At 42.9% G+C, this 14,930-nt stretch carries 15 protein-coding genes and 1 pseudogene; 11 read left to right on the top strand and 5 right to left on the bottom strand.

Annotation, left to right across the window (positions count from 1 at the left end):
- Window positions 1-486, top strand: a pseudogene (locus tag ACEYW6_RS33885) (hypothetical protein); the annotation flags it as partial.
- The gene (locus tag ACEYW6_RS33880) at window positions 402-911 is read left to right on the top strand and encodes a hypothetical protein (RefSeq protein ID WP_412983250.1); all 510 of its coding nucleotides are present in this window, start codon (window positions 402-404) and stop codon (window positions 909-911) included. The pseudogene ACEYW6_RS33885 and the gene ACEYW6_RS33880, both read left to right, overlap by 85 nt.
- Window positions 912-1,503: 592 nt before the next feature.
- Here ACEYW6_RS33880 and ACEYW6_RS33875 read toward each other — a convergent pair.
- A complete protein-coding gene (locus ACEYW6_RS33875; protein WP_412983249.1) occupies window positions 1,504-1,887 on the bottom strand; it encodes a hypothetical protein in 384 nt (127 codons plus the stop codon).
- Between the two features lie 4 nt (window positions 1,888-1,891).
- Between ACEYW6_RS33875 and ACEYW6_RS33870 the strand changes: the two genes are divergently transcribed.
- The 5 genes from ACEYW6_RS33870 (at window position 1,892) to ACEYW6_RS33850 (ending at window position 8,509) form a co-directional block, all read left to right on the top strand.
- Entirely contained in the window at window positions 1,892-2,323 is a 432-nt protein-coding gene (locus tag ACEYW6_RS33870) for a hypothetical protein (protein WP_412983248.1), read from the top strand.
- 108 nt (window positions 2,324-2,431) lie between these two features.
- Window positions 2,432-3,898, top strand: a complete 1,467-nt coding sequence (locus ACEYW6_RS33865) for a hypothetical protein (RefSeq protein WP_412983247.1) — start codon at window positions 2,432-2,434, stop codon at window positions 3,896-3,898.
- Between the two features lie 2 nt (window positions 3,899-3,900).
- On the top strand, window positions 3,901-5,301 hold the full coding sequence (locus tag ACEYW6_RS33860; protein WP_190901620.1) for a radical SAM/SPASM domain-containing protein: 1,401 nt from the start codon (window positions 3,901-3,903) through the stop codon (window positions 5,299-5,301).
- Entirely contained in the window at window positions 5,298-7,403 is a 2,106-nt protein-coding gene (locus ACEYW6_RS33855; protein WP_412983246.1) for a ferritin-like domain-containing protein, read from the top strand. Before ACEYW6_RS33860 ends, ACEYW6_RS33855 begins: the two co-directional genes overlap by 4 nt.
- The gene (locus ACEYW6_RS33850; protein WP_190901624.1) at window positions 7,400-8,509 is read left to right on the top strand and encodes an NAD(P)/FAD-dependent oxidoreductase; all 1,110 of its coding nucleotides are present in this window, start codon (window positions 7,400-7,402) and stop codon (window positions 8,507-8,509) included. Before ACEYW6_RS33855 ends, ACEYW6_RS33850 begins: the two co-directional genes overlap by 4 nt.
- A gap of 492 nt (window positions 8,510-9,001) precedes the next feature.
- On the opposite strand, the gene ACEYW6_RS33845 is transcribed toward ACEYW6_RS33850, so the two are convergent.
- The gene (locus ACEYW6_RS33845) at window positions 9,002-9,292 is read right to left on the bottom strand and encodes a hypothetical protein (protein WP_412983245.1); all 291 of its coding nucleotides are present in this window, start codon (window positions 9,290-9,292) and stop codon (window positions 9,002-9,004) included.
- Between the two features lie 10 nt (window positions 9,293-9,302).
- The gene (locus tag ACEYW6_RS33840; RefSeq protein WP_412983244.1) at window positions 9,303-10,262 is read right to left on the bottom strand and encodes a ParM/StbA family protein; all 960 of its coding nucleotides are present in this window, start codon (window positions 10,260-10,262) and stop codon (window positions 9,303-9,305) included.
- Between the two features lie 377 nt (window positions 10,263-10,639).
- Here ACEYW6_RS33840 and ACEYW6_RS33835 point away from each other — a divergent pair, with 377 nt between their 5' ends.
- From ACEYW6_RS33835 to ACEYW6_RS33825, 3 genes are all read left to right on the top strand, one after another.
- On the top strand, window positions 10,640-10,792 hold the full coding sequence (locus ACEYW6_RS33835) for a sigma-70 factor domain-containing protein (RefSeq protein ID WP_412983243.1): 153 nt from the start codon (window positions 10,640-10,642) through the stop codon (window positions 10,790-10,792).
- Window positions 10,793-11,046: 254 nt separating this feature from the next.
- Window positions 11,047-11,313: a sigma-70 domain-containing protein gene (locus tag ACEYW6_RS33830; RefSeq protein WP_412983242.1), complete on the top strand. Its 267-nt coding sequence runs from the start codon at window positions 11,047-11,049 to the stop codon at window positions 11,311-11,313.
- A gap of 120 nt (window positions 11,314-11,433) precedes the next feature.
- Window positions 11,434-11,553: a hypothetical protein gene (locus ACEYW6_RS33825; protein ID WP_412983251.1), complete on the top strand. Its 120-nt coding sequence runs from the start codon at window positions 11,434-11,436 to the stop codon at window positions 11,551-11,553.
- A 175-nt stretch (window positions 11,554-11,728) separates the two neighbouring features.
- On the opposite strand, the gene ACEYW6_RS33820 is transcribed toward ACEYW6_RS33825, so the two are convergent.
- Window positions 11,729-12,652, bottom strand: a complete 924-nt coding sequence (locus tag ACEYW6_RS33820; RefSeq protein WP_412983241.1) for a ParB/RepB/Spo0J family partition protein — start codon at window positions 12,650-12,652, stop codon at window positions 11,729-11,731.
- Window positions 12,649-13,425: a ParA family protein gene (locus ACEYW6_RS33815; RefSeq protein WP_012412931.1), complete on the bottom strand. Its 777-nt coding sequence runs from the start codon at window positions 13,423-13,425 to the stop codon at window positions 12,649-12,651. Before ACEYW6_RS33815 ends, ACEYW6_RS33820 begins: the two co-directional genes overlap by 4 nt.
- A gap of 408 nt (window positions 13,426-13,833) precedes the next feature.
- Here ACEYW6_RS33815 and ACEYW6_RS33810 point away from each other — a divergent pair.
- A partial coding sequence (locus ACEYW6_RS33810) for a helix-hairpin-helix domain-containing protein (RefSeq protein WP_412983240.1) occupies window positions 13,834-14,930 on the top strand: 1,097 nt, incomplete at its 3' end.

Here is a 14,930-nt window from a genome sequence, read left to right as displayed (position 1 = left end):
CTATCTGAGCAAGATGAGTATAGCCCAGATGAGTGCGAACGCTTTCTTGAAACCTACAAATCAATAAAAGAGCAAAAAAAATCCTTTGAAGAAGTTGCATCTGAGTTAGCTGCTCTAAATGAGTCTGGGATTTCTCAGCAACTAAAATTAGATGCAGTGATTGAGAATGTTAGTGAAAAAGCTGTAGCTGCCAGAGATGATTTATCTAATCTTATTGATAGGATTACTGCCGCCGAAGCTGAAGAAATAACTGGCTTAGTTCAATCACTTTACCTGAAAAATGTCGCATTGAAATTGCAACAGAGCGATTCGGAAAACAATCTGTTTGCTCAATTAGAAGAAAGAATCATGGCTCGAATCGCCCAAAAAAAGCAACAGAGGGCACAGTTATCTGGAATGACTTGGGAGACGACACCCTCATTGCCTTCTTCGCCAATGCCGATGCTGTCGCCCAACGTATCCAAGAATGGAATGAATACCGATTAAAACAAGAAATTGCAGCCAAAGAACGCACCATTGATATCCAAGTAGATAAAGCCTCTGATGCGAAAGCCACCCAACTTGCTGCCCAAAAGCTTTTAAAGCTCCAAGCTTGGAATGAAGCACAAACACAACGTCAAAAACTTCGTCACAAGCGGTTTGAACAATTCAAAGAACTTCTCTTCTGGGCTGGTGCTTGGGTCGGCTCTGGTCGCTCTGGTACTTTATTTTTCCTGAGTGGTATTGTCACATTCACTACTCTTGGGCTAATCGCAGGACTCAACTGGCCTACCACCATCGCTTGTAAAAGTGACTCTGGGGGATGTTATTTACTGCGATTAGATAAGAAAACCGTGATTTTTCCCCAACAATTCAAAAATATCCTTGCTGAGTACGAACGTAATAAGAACAAATCCAAGCGTCGTAAATAATTAAGAAATGCTCATGTCTGAACTACAACAAACCAAGCTTTGGGATGATTAGGACGATATCAATTTATCTACTCCAGAACGGCGCATTGAACGCTTAGAAATTCTGCTGTGTCAAAAAGTCTACAAAGGCGAGGACATATCTGAATGTCTGCAAGTTTTAGAGTACTTGAAAAATCGCACGACTCAGCAAAAGTTAGAGTCTGTTTTCTTTAGGCGAGTTCAGTCTCAACTGACTTCCAACTCGTGGAAAATAATTGGTCAGGCTACCTTAATCTCCCTAGTCGCTATTTCTTGCTGTTTTGCTATGTATAAAATAGCTACTTCATCAATATCGAATAATTCTTCATCGGAATTATCTCTTGGCAAAAAATTATCAAAAAATACCCCACCACACAGTAAAAAGCATCATAGATAAATACAGTTACAGTGCAGTATATTTATTGACCGCACTGCAATTACTGACCGAACTAAAAAGGCAGTTTTTGAATATTTACTTTCAGCCCAAGGTGAGGCAATCGCTTTTTTTACATATCCAGGTAAAATCACTGTATTTGATGGATAAAAACGGTCTTACAGCGTAACTTTACCTACTCTAATAGGAGGTGTTTTTATCAAAAGGCAAGCTATCTTCTGGCTCAAAGCTCCGCAAGTCCTGTTCCATTTGGCGGAGGCGTTGGGCGTAAGTTCTGCTGTCTTCAATCCGAGCGTTCATTTTCTGCTCACCAAAGTTAATGCCTTGTTCTGCGTGTTTGGCAGACACTTTATTGTAATTGTCAACTTCGATTTTTTTACGACGTTCTTGTTCTTCAAGCGCCCCTTCACTGATGCCAATTTTCTGAGCATATTCTATATATTCAGGTCTGAGAGAACCATCTGGGTTAAACTCCTTTTTCTCTCGTTCAGTGAAGAAATCGTAGATTAAAGAGCGTCCTACTTTCTTATTTTCTACAGAATCAAACAAAAAGCTTGGAGTCATGGGCTTGGCTGTTGACAACCAGAAAGCTGATACTGTGACTAAATGGTTAACTGCTCAAAAAGTTAAGTGGGAGCAAGTACCAATGGAAGATGTTATTAGGGAAACTAAAAAAGGTCTAGCAGTATTTCACTTAGTCAGCAGTTCAATTCCCCCCAAAACTTTGGAGAACATGACCAATAAATTTGGGGCAATTATTGAATCGGATAGTGACTATCAACAAAGAGTTAATTCCCTCGGCACACGACCACAGTTTTTGAAACCTCCATCTCAATCAGCATTGTCCCCGCCTCAACAAAGCGCTCAATTCCACCCAAACCAAGAGGTTCAAATTTTGCTCTGTGCGCTGATATTTTTGCCATTGATTATTAATGTTAAAGCAGGGAATGTTCAAGCAGAAATAGAAAAGCTGTCCTCCACTACCATCAAAACGATCTAGCTATGTAAATATATGTAAAGTTTAACCTTCAAGTATGTGCTTATAAGGCGCTAAATATTCTAGAGTTTGTCTAGAGAGTATTTTATAATACATAACAAAACATTCTTTATGTCTTCTCAAGATCAGTTAATTCTTGAAGAAATTTGGATTTGTCCCCCCTTAGCCTTTGCTCGGTTTGGACAATCCCCATACCCAATGGAGAATTTCCATTGGGCGGAGAATGATTACTCGCCTCGGGGTACAGCTGAAACAGTCATCAAACCTGCACTAACGTTTAATATCGATCCCAACGGCAATATTTCTGCTTATTTGCCAGAAGAAATTCGCTTCAAAGATAAAGGTAAGTGGCGTCCGGTTTGTCCGTTTTTTGAGTTACATGGACGTTGGTCAGACGGGTATGAAGGTCCCATAGGACTAAATGAATTGCAAGCAGCTAAGTTGAGTCTAAATGATGTGGTGTGGCACGTGGAAGCAGCCAACCGCAAGGCATATCACTACACCTTGGCAGATGGGGATCTGGTTGCAGCTGCGATCGAAATTCCCGGTACAAATCATCTTTTACACCCGATATTGGGTCACAGTCCTGAAGGGGCAGAAAATTCTCTGATTCCCCCTGGCGTGGATATTCCATTAGGCCATGTGCAGGTAATTCGCCCTAATCCAAGTTGGCCTGAGTTGCGTTTGCGAATTACCCCACCGCAGGGATTGATTTATGCTCCCAGCAATAGTAGCGATCGCAACTTAACCCAATTGATCCCACTGATTCAAGACCGAGCGGTATTTTTGCGACAAATTAACTGTTGTCTCAATCCCAATGCTGCATGGCCTCACTGGAATCCAGGGTCTGGGGCTAATGAAGATCCGCGCACCAATCCTGGTGGTCTGTATGCTCAAGAACCGGATGGTACTAGCTTGGGATTTTTGGATGATTCCAATGACGGTTTGATTAGAGTGACAGTCACAGGAGCAAGTGTAGCTACAGGTAAACTTACTGCTTATGCTCGTTACACATGTTGTCCCCAGGACCTCCAACCGGACCGCCGACCATTTGTCTCCATTGCTGATGGTTTGAGCGATTTAGTCAAACGAGACGAAGTTTTACATCAAGCTTTTATTGAGGGGCGAAACTGGCCGGAAACAGAAGCCGAAATCGCTGATTTGATGCAACGAGTCCGCGAGACGATGGAAGCTTCTAATCTGGATCAGCAAAATTTGCGATCGCAGTTAGCCAATAACCCAAGTGACTCAGGCGCAGACGCTCCTTTCCCATTCGACCCCGTACCGCCACGCCCAGGGCATCCATTACCCTTAACCGAATTAGGTCGGATGAATCATGTGCGCTTTCTGGCTTACGAAGTGTTCAAGCAACGCATGGGACAACGCCCAGAGGTGTTTGAACAATGGATTCGCAAACCCACCGACGAACCGAAATCCTATGACAAACAAATGCCCGCCTTAATGCGAGGTTCCGATTCCTCACCGATGTCTATATCCCAACGTCAGTACTACTTGATGAAGGAATGGTTGGAAGTGTTGCAAAACGGTCAAAAAACATCTCAAGATGAGGATAGTTGATCATGAATTTGCGATCGCCACAGTCATCCATATCGCCGGAAGTAGACAATTTATCCCGCGACTTTCATCTGTTTGAGAGCGCTGTCGCAAAACACTTGCTGGTGGTGGACGGTTCGCGAGTATTCGATCTCGACGAGTCCACCGCCCAGCGCATCGCTCAATTGCTAGTGGTAGACGACTCTGTAACCGACCAGGAAATCGCAGACTTTCGCCAAGGCTTTGTGATGCCAGGTGGTCAGCCTGCCATTGATGATATTCCCCTCGAACCGCCTCCCCTGCGTTCCTTATCGTTGAACGTCGCCCAAAGCTGCAATCTTGGCTGTAAGTATTGTTATGCTGACGAGGGCAAGTTTGGCAGCAAAACACAATTCATGCCCCAGGACATTGCCCAGCAAGCCGTAGACCGTCTAATCGCCGAGGCCGAGCCAGGTGTAGATTTAGTTGTCGGGTTTATGGGGGGAGAACCTCTGTTAAACCGCCAATTAATCCACCACATTACCCGTTATGCCAGCCAGCGCGGCCAAGAAACTCGGCATAAAGTCCGGTTTTCTCTGACTACAAACGGCACCTTGGTTACGCCTGAAGATGCAGCTTTATTCGCCGAGTACCGATTTAATGTGTCTGTTAGCCTCGATGGGCCCCAATTACTCAATGACCAATTGCGCCCAACAGTCAACGGTCGGGGTAGTTACGAGGCAGTTTTACGTGGCTTAGAAGTCATGTCAGTTGAGCGTCCTGGTCATTTGTCGGCTCGCATGACAGTCACGCCCCAAAGCGGGCGCTTACTGCCAATTTTGCAGCATGTGCTGTCCTTGGGTGTTGATGATGCCGGATTTGCTCCGGTGCTGGTGTCACCCAATGCAGAGTATGCCTTTGGGGCTGAAGAGTTCGAGCTATTTTTGCAGCACATGATCGAATGTGGTGAGGTATGTAAACAACACCTTTTGCAGGGTAAGCGTTTCCCGTTTACCAACTTTGAAACGGCACTCAATGAAATTCATCGTGGTAGCCATCGTCCTTATCCCTGTGGTGCGGGTGCGGGTTATCTGAGCGTGAATGCTCAAGGCGAACTTTATGCCTGTCATCGATTGGTAGGAGATGAGGAGTGGGCTATGGGGTCAGTCCAGCAAGGGTCAGACTTTGCGGCTCGACAGCAGCTATTACAGCGCAATCATGTCAACTCCATCAAACCATGTAGTGATTGTTGGGCGCGTTACCTCTGTGGAGGAGGCTGTTACCACGAAGTCAGCAAACGTGGGCGAATTGGCTGCGATTACATTCGCGGCTGGCTGGAATTTTGTTTGGCAGCTTATGCCGAACTCTCTACTTACACCCCTGAGTATTTTGTGACTCCCGAAATCTACTTTGCAAACGGAATTACAAATTTAACTGGAAAAATATGAAAATTACCAAAAATAATAACCCGTGGCGGCCAAACGAATTCTCCCCCCAAGATCCAAAGGAATGGAAGATTTTTCCGCGTAACCTAACTGCACGAGCCGCTTACATTGTTCCCGGTAACCCGGCTAATACCCGCCCAGAAGATGCTGTAGACAATTGCTATCCTGGGTTGGAAATGGATGCCCGTAATCTACATAAGTATTTCTTCCCCGGTTTGTATTTTGAAGTCTATCGGGGTGATGGCGCTCGACTTGCGGAACTGACTCCCAGCGATCGGGCCGCCCAGTGGATTACCTTAGGATTGAAAGAAAGCGATCTCCAAGATGATTTGTTTTTGTGGATTCTCAAGGGGAAAACCTCTGTTGACCAGGATGCAGCGAATCCGCCTGCCATTGAGTTCGTTGATACTAAAGACTTGGGCGGCTTATATATCTGGCGGAAAGCTAATGCCCTGTTTCCTGGAAAAACTGCCGTGGCGATCGGGCCGAAACCGCCAGCAGATGGTGATAGTCTGAACGCTGCTAAAGCTCAATTAGATACCTCTTGGAACAATAACAATAGCCATGTAGAACGAGATACAACTGGTAAATTGAAATTTGCCATCCTGATTACAGACCGCTCAGTTTACTTGAGCAATCAAGGTGTCATTGACCCGGATGTTTACAAACCAGGTGAACTGACACGTACCTTGTGTACCCCCTGGACTTACGATTTCCGGGATTGCCAATGTTTTTATTGGGCATCCAACAAGCCTGATGTCAATAGCAGTGAAGATGGTAAATACCAATATCTTAACTTCCAGCGTAAGAACTCGAATATAGAGCCACAAACCGAAGATATTGCTAACAGTTACGAAGCTCGTCGCCTCCGGGAAATCGACTATGCAGAAATGATGGTCGATTGGGAGCAACTGCGCCCAGTAGTGAATGGTCGGGAATGTGGCGAATCCTACAAACCCCCTGTTCCCCCTAAAGGGCGAATTCTGACTCTGGAACAAATCAAACAAGAACTAGCTTATTTAGCTACGGTAGAACACGCTCTAGCGGTGCAATATCTCTACGCCTACTATTCTGTAAATGCTCCAGCTGAGGAGCCGCAAGAGCCAGACCTGAAAACATTCCGCATTTGGAAAGGGGCTAATGAGATCTTCAATATCGCTATTGATGAAATGCGCCATTTGCATTGGGTCAACCAAGTATTAAAGCTACTGGGAGCCGAAACGACTGTTAAACGCGCGGCTAAGATTGGACGCAGGTTTGAGGTACCCTTTTATTTGCAAAGTCTCACCAGCACTCAGTTGCAGTGGTTTATCGATGTTGAGGAACCTAGTCGCTCTACCTCGGCTGGGCTGGATGGGATGTACGTTGGTATTCAGACTTCGTTGCAACAGCTTTCACCAGAAGAGTTAGACCCAGAAACGCAACGTCGGGCGGTGGAAATCATCAAGCTAATCATTGATGAGGGTGAAGGACACTATGTGCGTTTCAGTACCGCCCAGCAAAACCTGGCTTTTTACGATAATGCGGGTCGTGGTGATTTGCCAAAATATATTCGCGGCGGTCAGTGGAGCCAGTTAAGCGATCAACCTAACCCGGAGTTACCTAACAGTAATCTCTATGGTGTTCCCCACGTTCAAGAATTAGGCAGCGAAGGGTTCATCCTGCAAAAACAAAGTGACGCTGTATATTTAACGTTGATAGTGTTTTTGAAGTTGGCGTTTGCCATGCAAGATGAGAAAATAAGTGGTGCATCGCTACGTCGAGCGATTTCTTTGATGTTTAAGCTGAACGCAATCAATTTTCAACTGGCAGAAAAAGGACTGACGCCACTGTTTACTATTCCTAAATGGTGGGAAAGCGATCCTGCCGTTACATCCCAGAAGATTGCACAAAGTTTGTTAAATACAGCCAAAAATCAATTGCTGGAATCGGGGGTATTGCAAAGCTCTGCGCTCGCTCAATTTGCCCGAAAAGCGCCATTGACTGAATCAAAGGTATTGAAAGAGCCGATTCTCTCTAAAGTTTTGCAGAAAGCCCACAATGAAAGCATTGATGCAGTACTTGCCCATTTTGATGATGCCATTTCCCAAACCACGTTTCAATGAGTCAGTCTGAAGTTTGTTCCCTAACGATGAATCCTGTGGCTGTTGTTGGCGACAGTTTGAGTGCTTATGCTGTGGTTGCAGCCTTAGCTCGGCTGGGTTATCGTTGCGATTTGCTATGTGACCCAGCAAAATCTCACTTTTACGGGCCATCATTAGTACTCAACGATGTTAGTGAAACATTGCTTAGGGAGCTTTTCCCGGATGTGAATCTGGGTGTTTACAGTCAACGTCTGACTCATCGTTGGGTGCATTGGGGCACACAGCCAGTGCAGGTGGAACAGCCTGCATTGGCGATTCGATCGCACTCTTTACTACAGTTACTCCGAAACTCCAAGGTCATGCAGCACACCCGTGTGATTGATGTTAGTCAATTGACTGCTCAACAAATATCGCAGAAATATGCTTGGACAGTGTATACCAGACATAAACGAGGTGCGCTCGCTTTGCCGAAAAGTTCTCAGTTCTTGGTTGGTGGGCAACGAGTCATGATCGCTGCTGAGATACAAGACACGTCCAAATCTGCACATGTCTGTTATATAGAGTCGCTGGCTGACGCTTGGTTATTTTATGCTCCAGTCGATGGTGGCGCTATGCTTCAGGCATGTTTGCCTATAACTCCAGCCAATCCTCGACGGGCGTTGTTGGAATGTTTGTATCAAAGCACCACAATTAGCGCATTTATCAACGATTTGCAAAAGGTAGATTGTTTTTCTTCTGCCCCCCACTTGCAATGGCCTCTCTACGGTTCGGGTTGGCTGATGGTGGGCGAATCGGCAATTAAGATTGATCCTGTGAGTGGGGAAGGTACGCCTTTTGCATTACGCAGCGCAATATTGGCAGGGGCGGTAATTGATGCAATTTTGAGCGATCGCATTCCTGATATATCTGCATTAAATCATTATAAAACTAGATTAACTCATTCATTCATTTCTCATTTGCGAGGGTGTATCCAGTTTTATCGAGAAGTGTTTAGCACAAATTTAGCATGGCAAGCTGAAATAAATCAGATGATCGATATTGCTGAGACTCTATCGACTCAGCTAGAACAACAGGCTGTTAATGTGTTGAACTATCGGTTGATTGATTTTGAGTTGCACATTGGGTGAAGGGGTTAATTTTTCTACTCAGTACTCTTCATTCAATCATAGCCAGATTATTAAGCATCCGCTCAAGTACCCTCGTCAAACTCAAAGTAGGTAGCCAGTTCTGTATCAGCTATGATTGATGCATTTATTCAAGAACTTAAGGCAACAAGGGTTTAAGACCCCAGCCCTTTAAATGCGAACAAATGAACTATTCAATCAAACGCTGAAACCTTTACACTGTCTAGGGTATCAAATTAGGGCTTGAGGCTATCGCTATCGATGTCATCAAAGGCGATCGCAACATCAAAGACAATCAAAATATGGGGTTCCCCAGAGTACTAACTCCACGGTGAATTAATCATCCCTGTTGAATATATTTTTCCTGCTCATAACTTAATCGCCATATCAGATTATCGACTTCAAAGCTCCTAGATTTGCATTGGCGATGGTATCTCCGCCTATTTAGTCTAATTGTAGATTTCTTAAAACAGAGTTAACAACTTTATTTGAGGGTTACAAATCAAAATCAAGGCTGAATGTTTCCCCTGAAGAATCTTCTTCTTTCTCCTGTGCAAATGGAGTTGGAGTCCAAGACGTGGGTTGGTTTGATTCAGTATTAATCGGTGTGGAAGCTATTCGTTGTGCAGGTAATCCAGCCTTGATAAAAACAAAATAGCAATCAACTATAAAGTAAAGCGTGTCCAGGTAACTTTTATCTAGTTTTTGCGATTCTGCAAATATGCGCTCTCGGTAATTATCTTTGAGGCGAACTTTTTCCGGTGCTAAGTCTTTTTTATCTGCCATTGTTATAACTTTACTTAAGAGATGTAGATCCTGAATGCTTACTGCTGATGGTTTTTGCCATCTCTAAAAGCCCAAAGACATTGGCTTCTACCGGATTGTCCAGGATTTTGAAGCCGTTTTTCTCCAACAGCTTCTTAAATCCTGGTAAGAGGCAGCCTCCACCAATCGCCCAGATTTCATCCCCTTGGTGCTTGGCATCAAGTGTCAGATTCACCACTTTCTTCAAGTATTTTTCATACCAATCTTTCAAACTTGCACTGTATATATCTTTGATATCGATGTCACGGCTGTACTTGGTATGTCCCATCTCTAGACAAAATCGGATTTTGGATGGATCTCCGATTTTTCCGCCATTTAGATGTTTCATTTTTTGGGAGATATCATCGATGAGAACTTCTACACCGATGGGGTAAGCAGTGTGAACTTCTCGTTGACCCCGGTTGTAACGAGAATATAGGGTTGTTCCATTACCAAAGTCTAAAATGGTTAATTTTTTCGGGAGTGGATGCCCAAATAATGCACCCATACCCTCTAGTACAACTTTCAGCACTTCTACTTTCACGTCTGATTGTTTGCCAGCAAGTATCGGCTGATATTCTCCATTGAGTACTTTTTGTAGTTCTGATGCTAGAGCAACATCATGTAAACTGACAACTAATTTTAAGTGCCAAGCCTTACGGTGTGGTAGATGTGCCAATGCACCCAATAAAGTCAATAATGCGTTGTTGACTTTGTTTTCATTATTATCGGTATTCCGGTCAAAATAATTCCCTGTCCGGAAAGCAGACTCTCCAACTGTATAAGCACTACCGTTAAAAACTACACGCCCTGGCACATCTTCCATCTCGGCATTGGTTATATAGCTCGGCACACGGACTACTTCAAATCCTTCTACTAAAAGTTTGAGACTTCCGTAACCGTTATCGAAACCCGCAGGAAAAATTTTTTGTAAGGTGTGAATGTTTGACATCTGCTCCAAGTAATACACAATAAGTTGTGAAAATTATCTGTTCAAGCGATCTGCAAGAGCAAGAGAAAGAAGAATAAAATAACTTCCCCTTTTTTTCCCAACTCAAGAGCTTATCATAACCCCTTGGGGGCTAAATGGGGTATAAAATATCAACAAGTCAAATATACCCCATTTAGCACCTATATACACCCTATATAGGGGTCAAAATGTCATCAAAGTCCTGAGATATTGTTGGGGTATATATAGCCCCCATGTAGCCCCCAATAGGAACTTTTGAAATCTTTTTTATCAACGTAGCAGAAATTAATTTAGATGGTTGACTCTTTGATTTATACTCTACTATCAATGTCTTTGTTAGCAATTTATTTTCTTGCAAGATGTCTAGTCAAAGCTCTGATCCACTTGGAATTTACCTACGAGAAATTAGTCGCTTCGAGATGCTATTGCCGGAACAAGAAATTTTCTATGCACGACAAGTAAAGCTATGCTGGCACAAGATGAGCAAAATAATCTTCTCATGCAACGGCTAAAGCCTTCTCCAACTATGGCTGAACTTGCTGCTGAGGCGAATAAAACAGAAACATAATTAACCCAAATCCTTGAACAAGGTCAACTAGCTAAACAAAAAAAAGATTACTGCCAATCTCTGGTTAGTGGTTGCCATAGCTAAAAAGTATCGTTGGAGTAAGCCGGAATTTCTGGATCTGATTTAAGAGGGAGCTATCGGTTTACTTTCATGCGGTAGAGAAGTTTGATCCGAATTGCGGTTATAAATTTTCTAGCTATGCAAAAGGCGTGGATTCGACAGGGAATTACCAGAGCCGTTGCAAAACAGTTGCACACTATTCGCTTACCGCATGACTTGACCAAAAGATTGATGCAAATCAAAAAAGCAGATATCGAACTTTTTCAAACCTTGGGACTAAAGCCCATTATTACAGAAATAAGTACGGTTATTGACGTATCTTCCAAGCAAATCTCCGAATGTCTCAACGCATTTCGTCCGCTACTTTCTTTAAAGTTAGGAATTGGGGAGGAGCAAGAAACTTAACTACAAGAGATATTAGCTGACGAAAGAATCTCCGCACAATAGTACGTTACCCTAGAATGTCTCCAGTCAGATTTGCAGGATTTATTAGCTACCTTGAAGCCAAATCAACGTCTTGTTTTAATGTTACAGTTTGGTCTGGAGGGCGAGGACAAGCTGACTGCAAAACAGATTGCACAAAGACTCAATCTCAGTCATTCCAAGGTACGCTCTGCCTATGGGCAGGGTATCAAAGCTTTATAACGTGAACAAGATCAGATTAAAGATTATTTGGCTAGTTAAAAACTGTTTATGGCCAAGGAGAAGGAATCGCTGTTGTTGAAAGTACTTCTGGCGTATTCAGTCTAATCGCCGTTTGCTCACATTTGGGACATCTGAGTCTTAGACAGAATAAGGTGCAGTAACTTCTAGTCCAGTTTTAATCATCCTCGTTAATTAAAATCTCTATTTGAGCAAACAATAATTCAAGCTTCTTGCGCTTTTTGGGATTATCCCATAGCTTTGATTTTTTCATTTTCTTATAGGTAGAATCTATTTGCTTCTCTAATTCCTTCTCTTCTGTTGACGACTTACGGGTTTTCAACCGTTCTCGAATTTCATTTAGTGATAAATTTTGTAATATCGCCTCTTCCAATAAAGCAATACGTTCTGTCTTTTCTTTCAACTTAGCGATTACTTTAGCTTTTGTGTATTCAATTTTTCCTTGACGTAGAACTTCTAAAATTTCATCAGGCAACCGCAAGAGAGGAAGTCTGTTAGCAGTGAACGACTCCCATTCCATAAGCCCCAAGCCTGTAAAAATCATTTTTACATCCTCTGCATCAGAATTACTGATAACGTTATCAGTAACTTTTCCCGCCAAAATATTTTGCATTTTATAAAGTAAAGATATAACTTCTGGCACTTTCTTATCTAGTTGAAGTGCTATAAGTTCTAAAATACCTTCTGTTTCTTCAATAGGATTGAGATCGTCTCGCTGTAAATTTTCTACCAATGACAGTTGCAGGGCCTCCTGATCATTTAAGGAACGTGCAATTACAGGTACTTCAGTTAATCCTGCTAAACTAGCTGCTCTGTAACGCCTCTCTCCAGCTACCAACTCATATTTATCGTTAGATAAATAACGGACTAACAATGGTTCTAAGATGCCATGTTCTTTAACCGACTGTACTAACTGCTCTAGCTTTTTTGGATCAAAATAACGGCGAGGCTGCTGACCAGAGAGTTGGATTTTTTCGATAGTGACAAACTGTCCACAGGGAACAGTGTCAACAGACTCCCCAATCAAAGCTTCTAATCCCTTAAGACGGCGACCATAGGGCTTGTCACGCTTTATACTCATAATAATTTCTCCAGCCCTTTAACAATTTTTTTTAGGATTGATAAAGCTGGATGCTTAGGATTAAAGATTGCCAAAGGAACATTTTCTTCAGCAGCATCAGCAAAAGCAGTAGATCGAGGAATTGGGTCATAGACTATTCCAACCTGTGACAATTGTTCTTGAATAGCTAATAGTGTTCGTTCATCTTGGCTATTACGTGAATCAAACATCGTTGGGATAAACCCAGCAATTTTTAGCTTTCGATTTGGAAGAGACTTAACGCGTGTTACTGTATTTAAGAGTAATTCTGTCCCCAAGAATGCCTTGTATTGCGTCTGTATCGGCACTAAAACGTGAGTTGATGCCACTAAACTGATATAAGTAAGAATGCCTAAACTAGGGGGGCAGTCAATCAAAATAAAATCATACTGTTCGCTTACAGGTTCCAAAGCATATTTAAGACGTAAATCACGCATATCTGCTACTACTAACTCTAATTCAGCTGAAGTCAGATCCTGAGATGACGGAACAAAATCCATCCCATGAATTTCTTTAAGAATTGGTAATGCTTCCTGATCAATCACTGCATTATAAATGGTTTTTTCTTGGGATTCAGGCACAATTCCCATAAAGTTAGTAAGTGAAGCTTGAGGATCTATATCAATTAAAAGAACTCGGTAGTGATGCTTGGTTTTAGCAGGCTTTAATTGTGCTAAGTGATAACCAAGATTAATCGCTAGAGTGGATTTCCCAACTCCACCAGCTTGATTAAATAAACAAATGATAAGGCTCACTAAATTGGCTCACTTCTAATTTCGGCTAACTTTTTCTTGAAAACTAGATTATAACGACAACGGAGTAAGCACAGATAATATTTGACTATCTAAATTTGGACTTTCATAAGCTAATATAGTTGAATCAGCTCAAAAGCTTATCATCACTTCGTTTCAAATAAATTAGGCCGGTCTACTCTGCGTTACTGTCCAACTAGCCACCGTAGTTCTACCACGAAATTAGATGATTTCATGAAAATCAAGATTGAGGTAACGTGCGGTGTCAATCTCTCTTCGTTTCTGAAGATAGGATCTGATGTATTTTGTGCTTCTGCGTTCCACTAATTTCAGGAAGGCAACTTAGTATCTATGTACTATAATTAACTGACTTCCAGTATTATAATAATGTGCGGCCTCTTCTAACAGGCAATGTTCACTCCTCCTAATCTTTCCCCTCAACAAATAAGTGCCTTCCCTCAACACGAAACAATCATCGGAGTCGTAGAACGTTTAACTTTTTACTCTGCTGAGTCAGGCTACACAGTGGCAAGGCTGACTCGTCCGCGTAGCAACGAACTCACCACAATCGTAGGCAGCTTTGCCAATATTCAGCCAGGTCAAACTCTACAACTAACTGGTTTTTGGCGTGACCATCCACAATTTGGCCCCCAGTTCCAGGTAGTTAATTATCGAGAAACCAAACCAGCCACTATCACCGGAATTGAGAAATATTTGGGCAGTGGTTTAATCAAAGGCGTGGGCCCAGTCACAGCCAAGCGTATCGTTGCTCACTTCGGTTTAGAAACCCTGGACATCATCGAAAACCAGATTGAACGACTGATTGAAGTCCAGGGTATTGCCAAAAAACGGATCACACTCATCAAAAACGCTTGGTCAACGCAAAAAGCCATTAAAGAAGTTATGGTGTTTCTCCAAGGACATGGCGTTTCTACCACTTATGCTGTGAAGATTTACAAGCAATATAAGGATGAAGCAATTGCCACTGTTACCAAAAATCCCTACCAGTTAGCAGCCGACATCTACGGTATTGGTTTTCTAACTGCTGACAAGATTGCACGGAATATCGGAATTGCCCCTGACTCAGAATTTCGTTACCGTGCGGGGATTATCCACTGCCTAAGTGAAGCCGCCGAAGATGGTCATTGTTACCTACCACAGAGCCAACTGATTGAGTCGGTAATCAAACTGCTGGCTACCGAATCTCATCAGCCCACAGAAGAAGCGGTGGCGATCATTATTAAAGATATGGCTTTAACAGACGACCTGATTCGAGAGCGGGATGAAGAAAAAACGCTACTTTGCTACAAGCCGACTTACTTTCATACGGAACAGAATTTAGCTCAACTGATACGCCAACGCTTGGAAAAGCCTGTCGGCACTGACATTGAGCGTGTACGTGATTGGATTGACCGCTTTACAGGCAGCCGTAAAATTCAGCTTTCAGAACAGCAACGCCAAGCTGTAGAAACAGCAGCCTATTCCAAAATCATGATCCTCACTGGTGG

Source organism: Nostoc sp. UIC 10607 (assembly GCF_047228265.1).
GTDB classification, from domain to species: domain Bacteria; phylum Cyanobacteriota; class Cyanobacteriia; order Cyanobacteriales; family Nostocaceae; genus Nostoc; species Nostoc foliaceum_A.
This window is presented reverse-complemented; position numbering and strand designations above follow the sequence as displayed.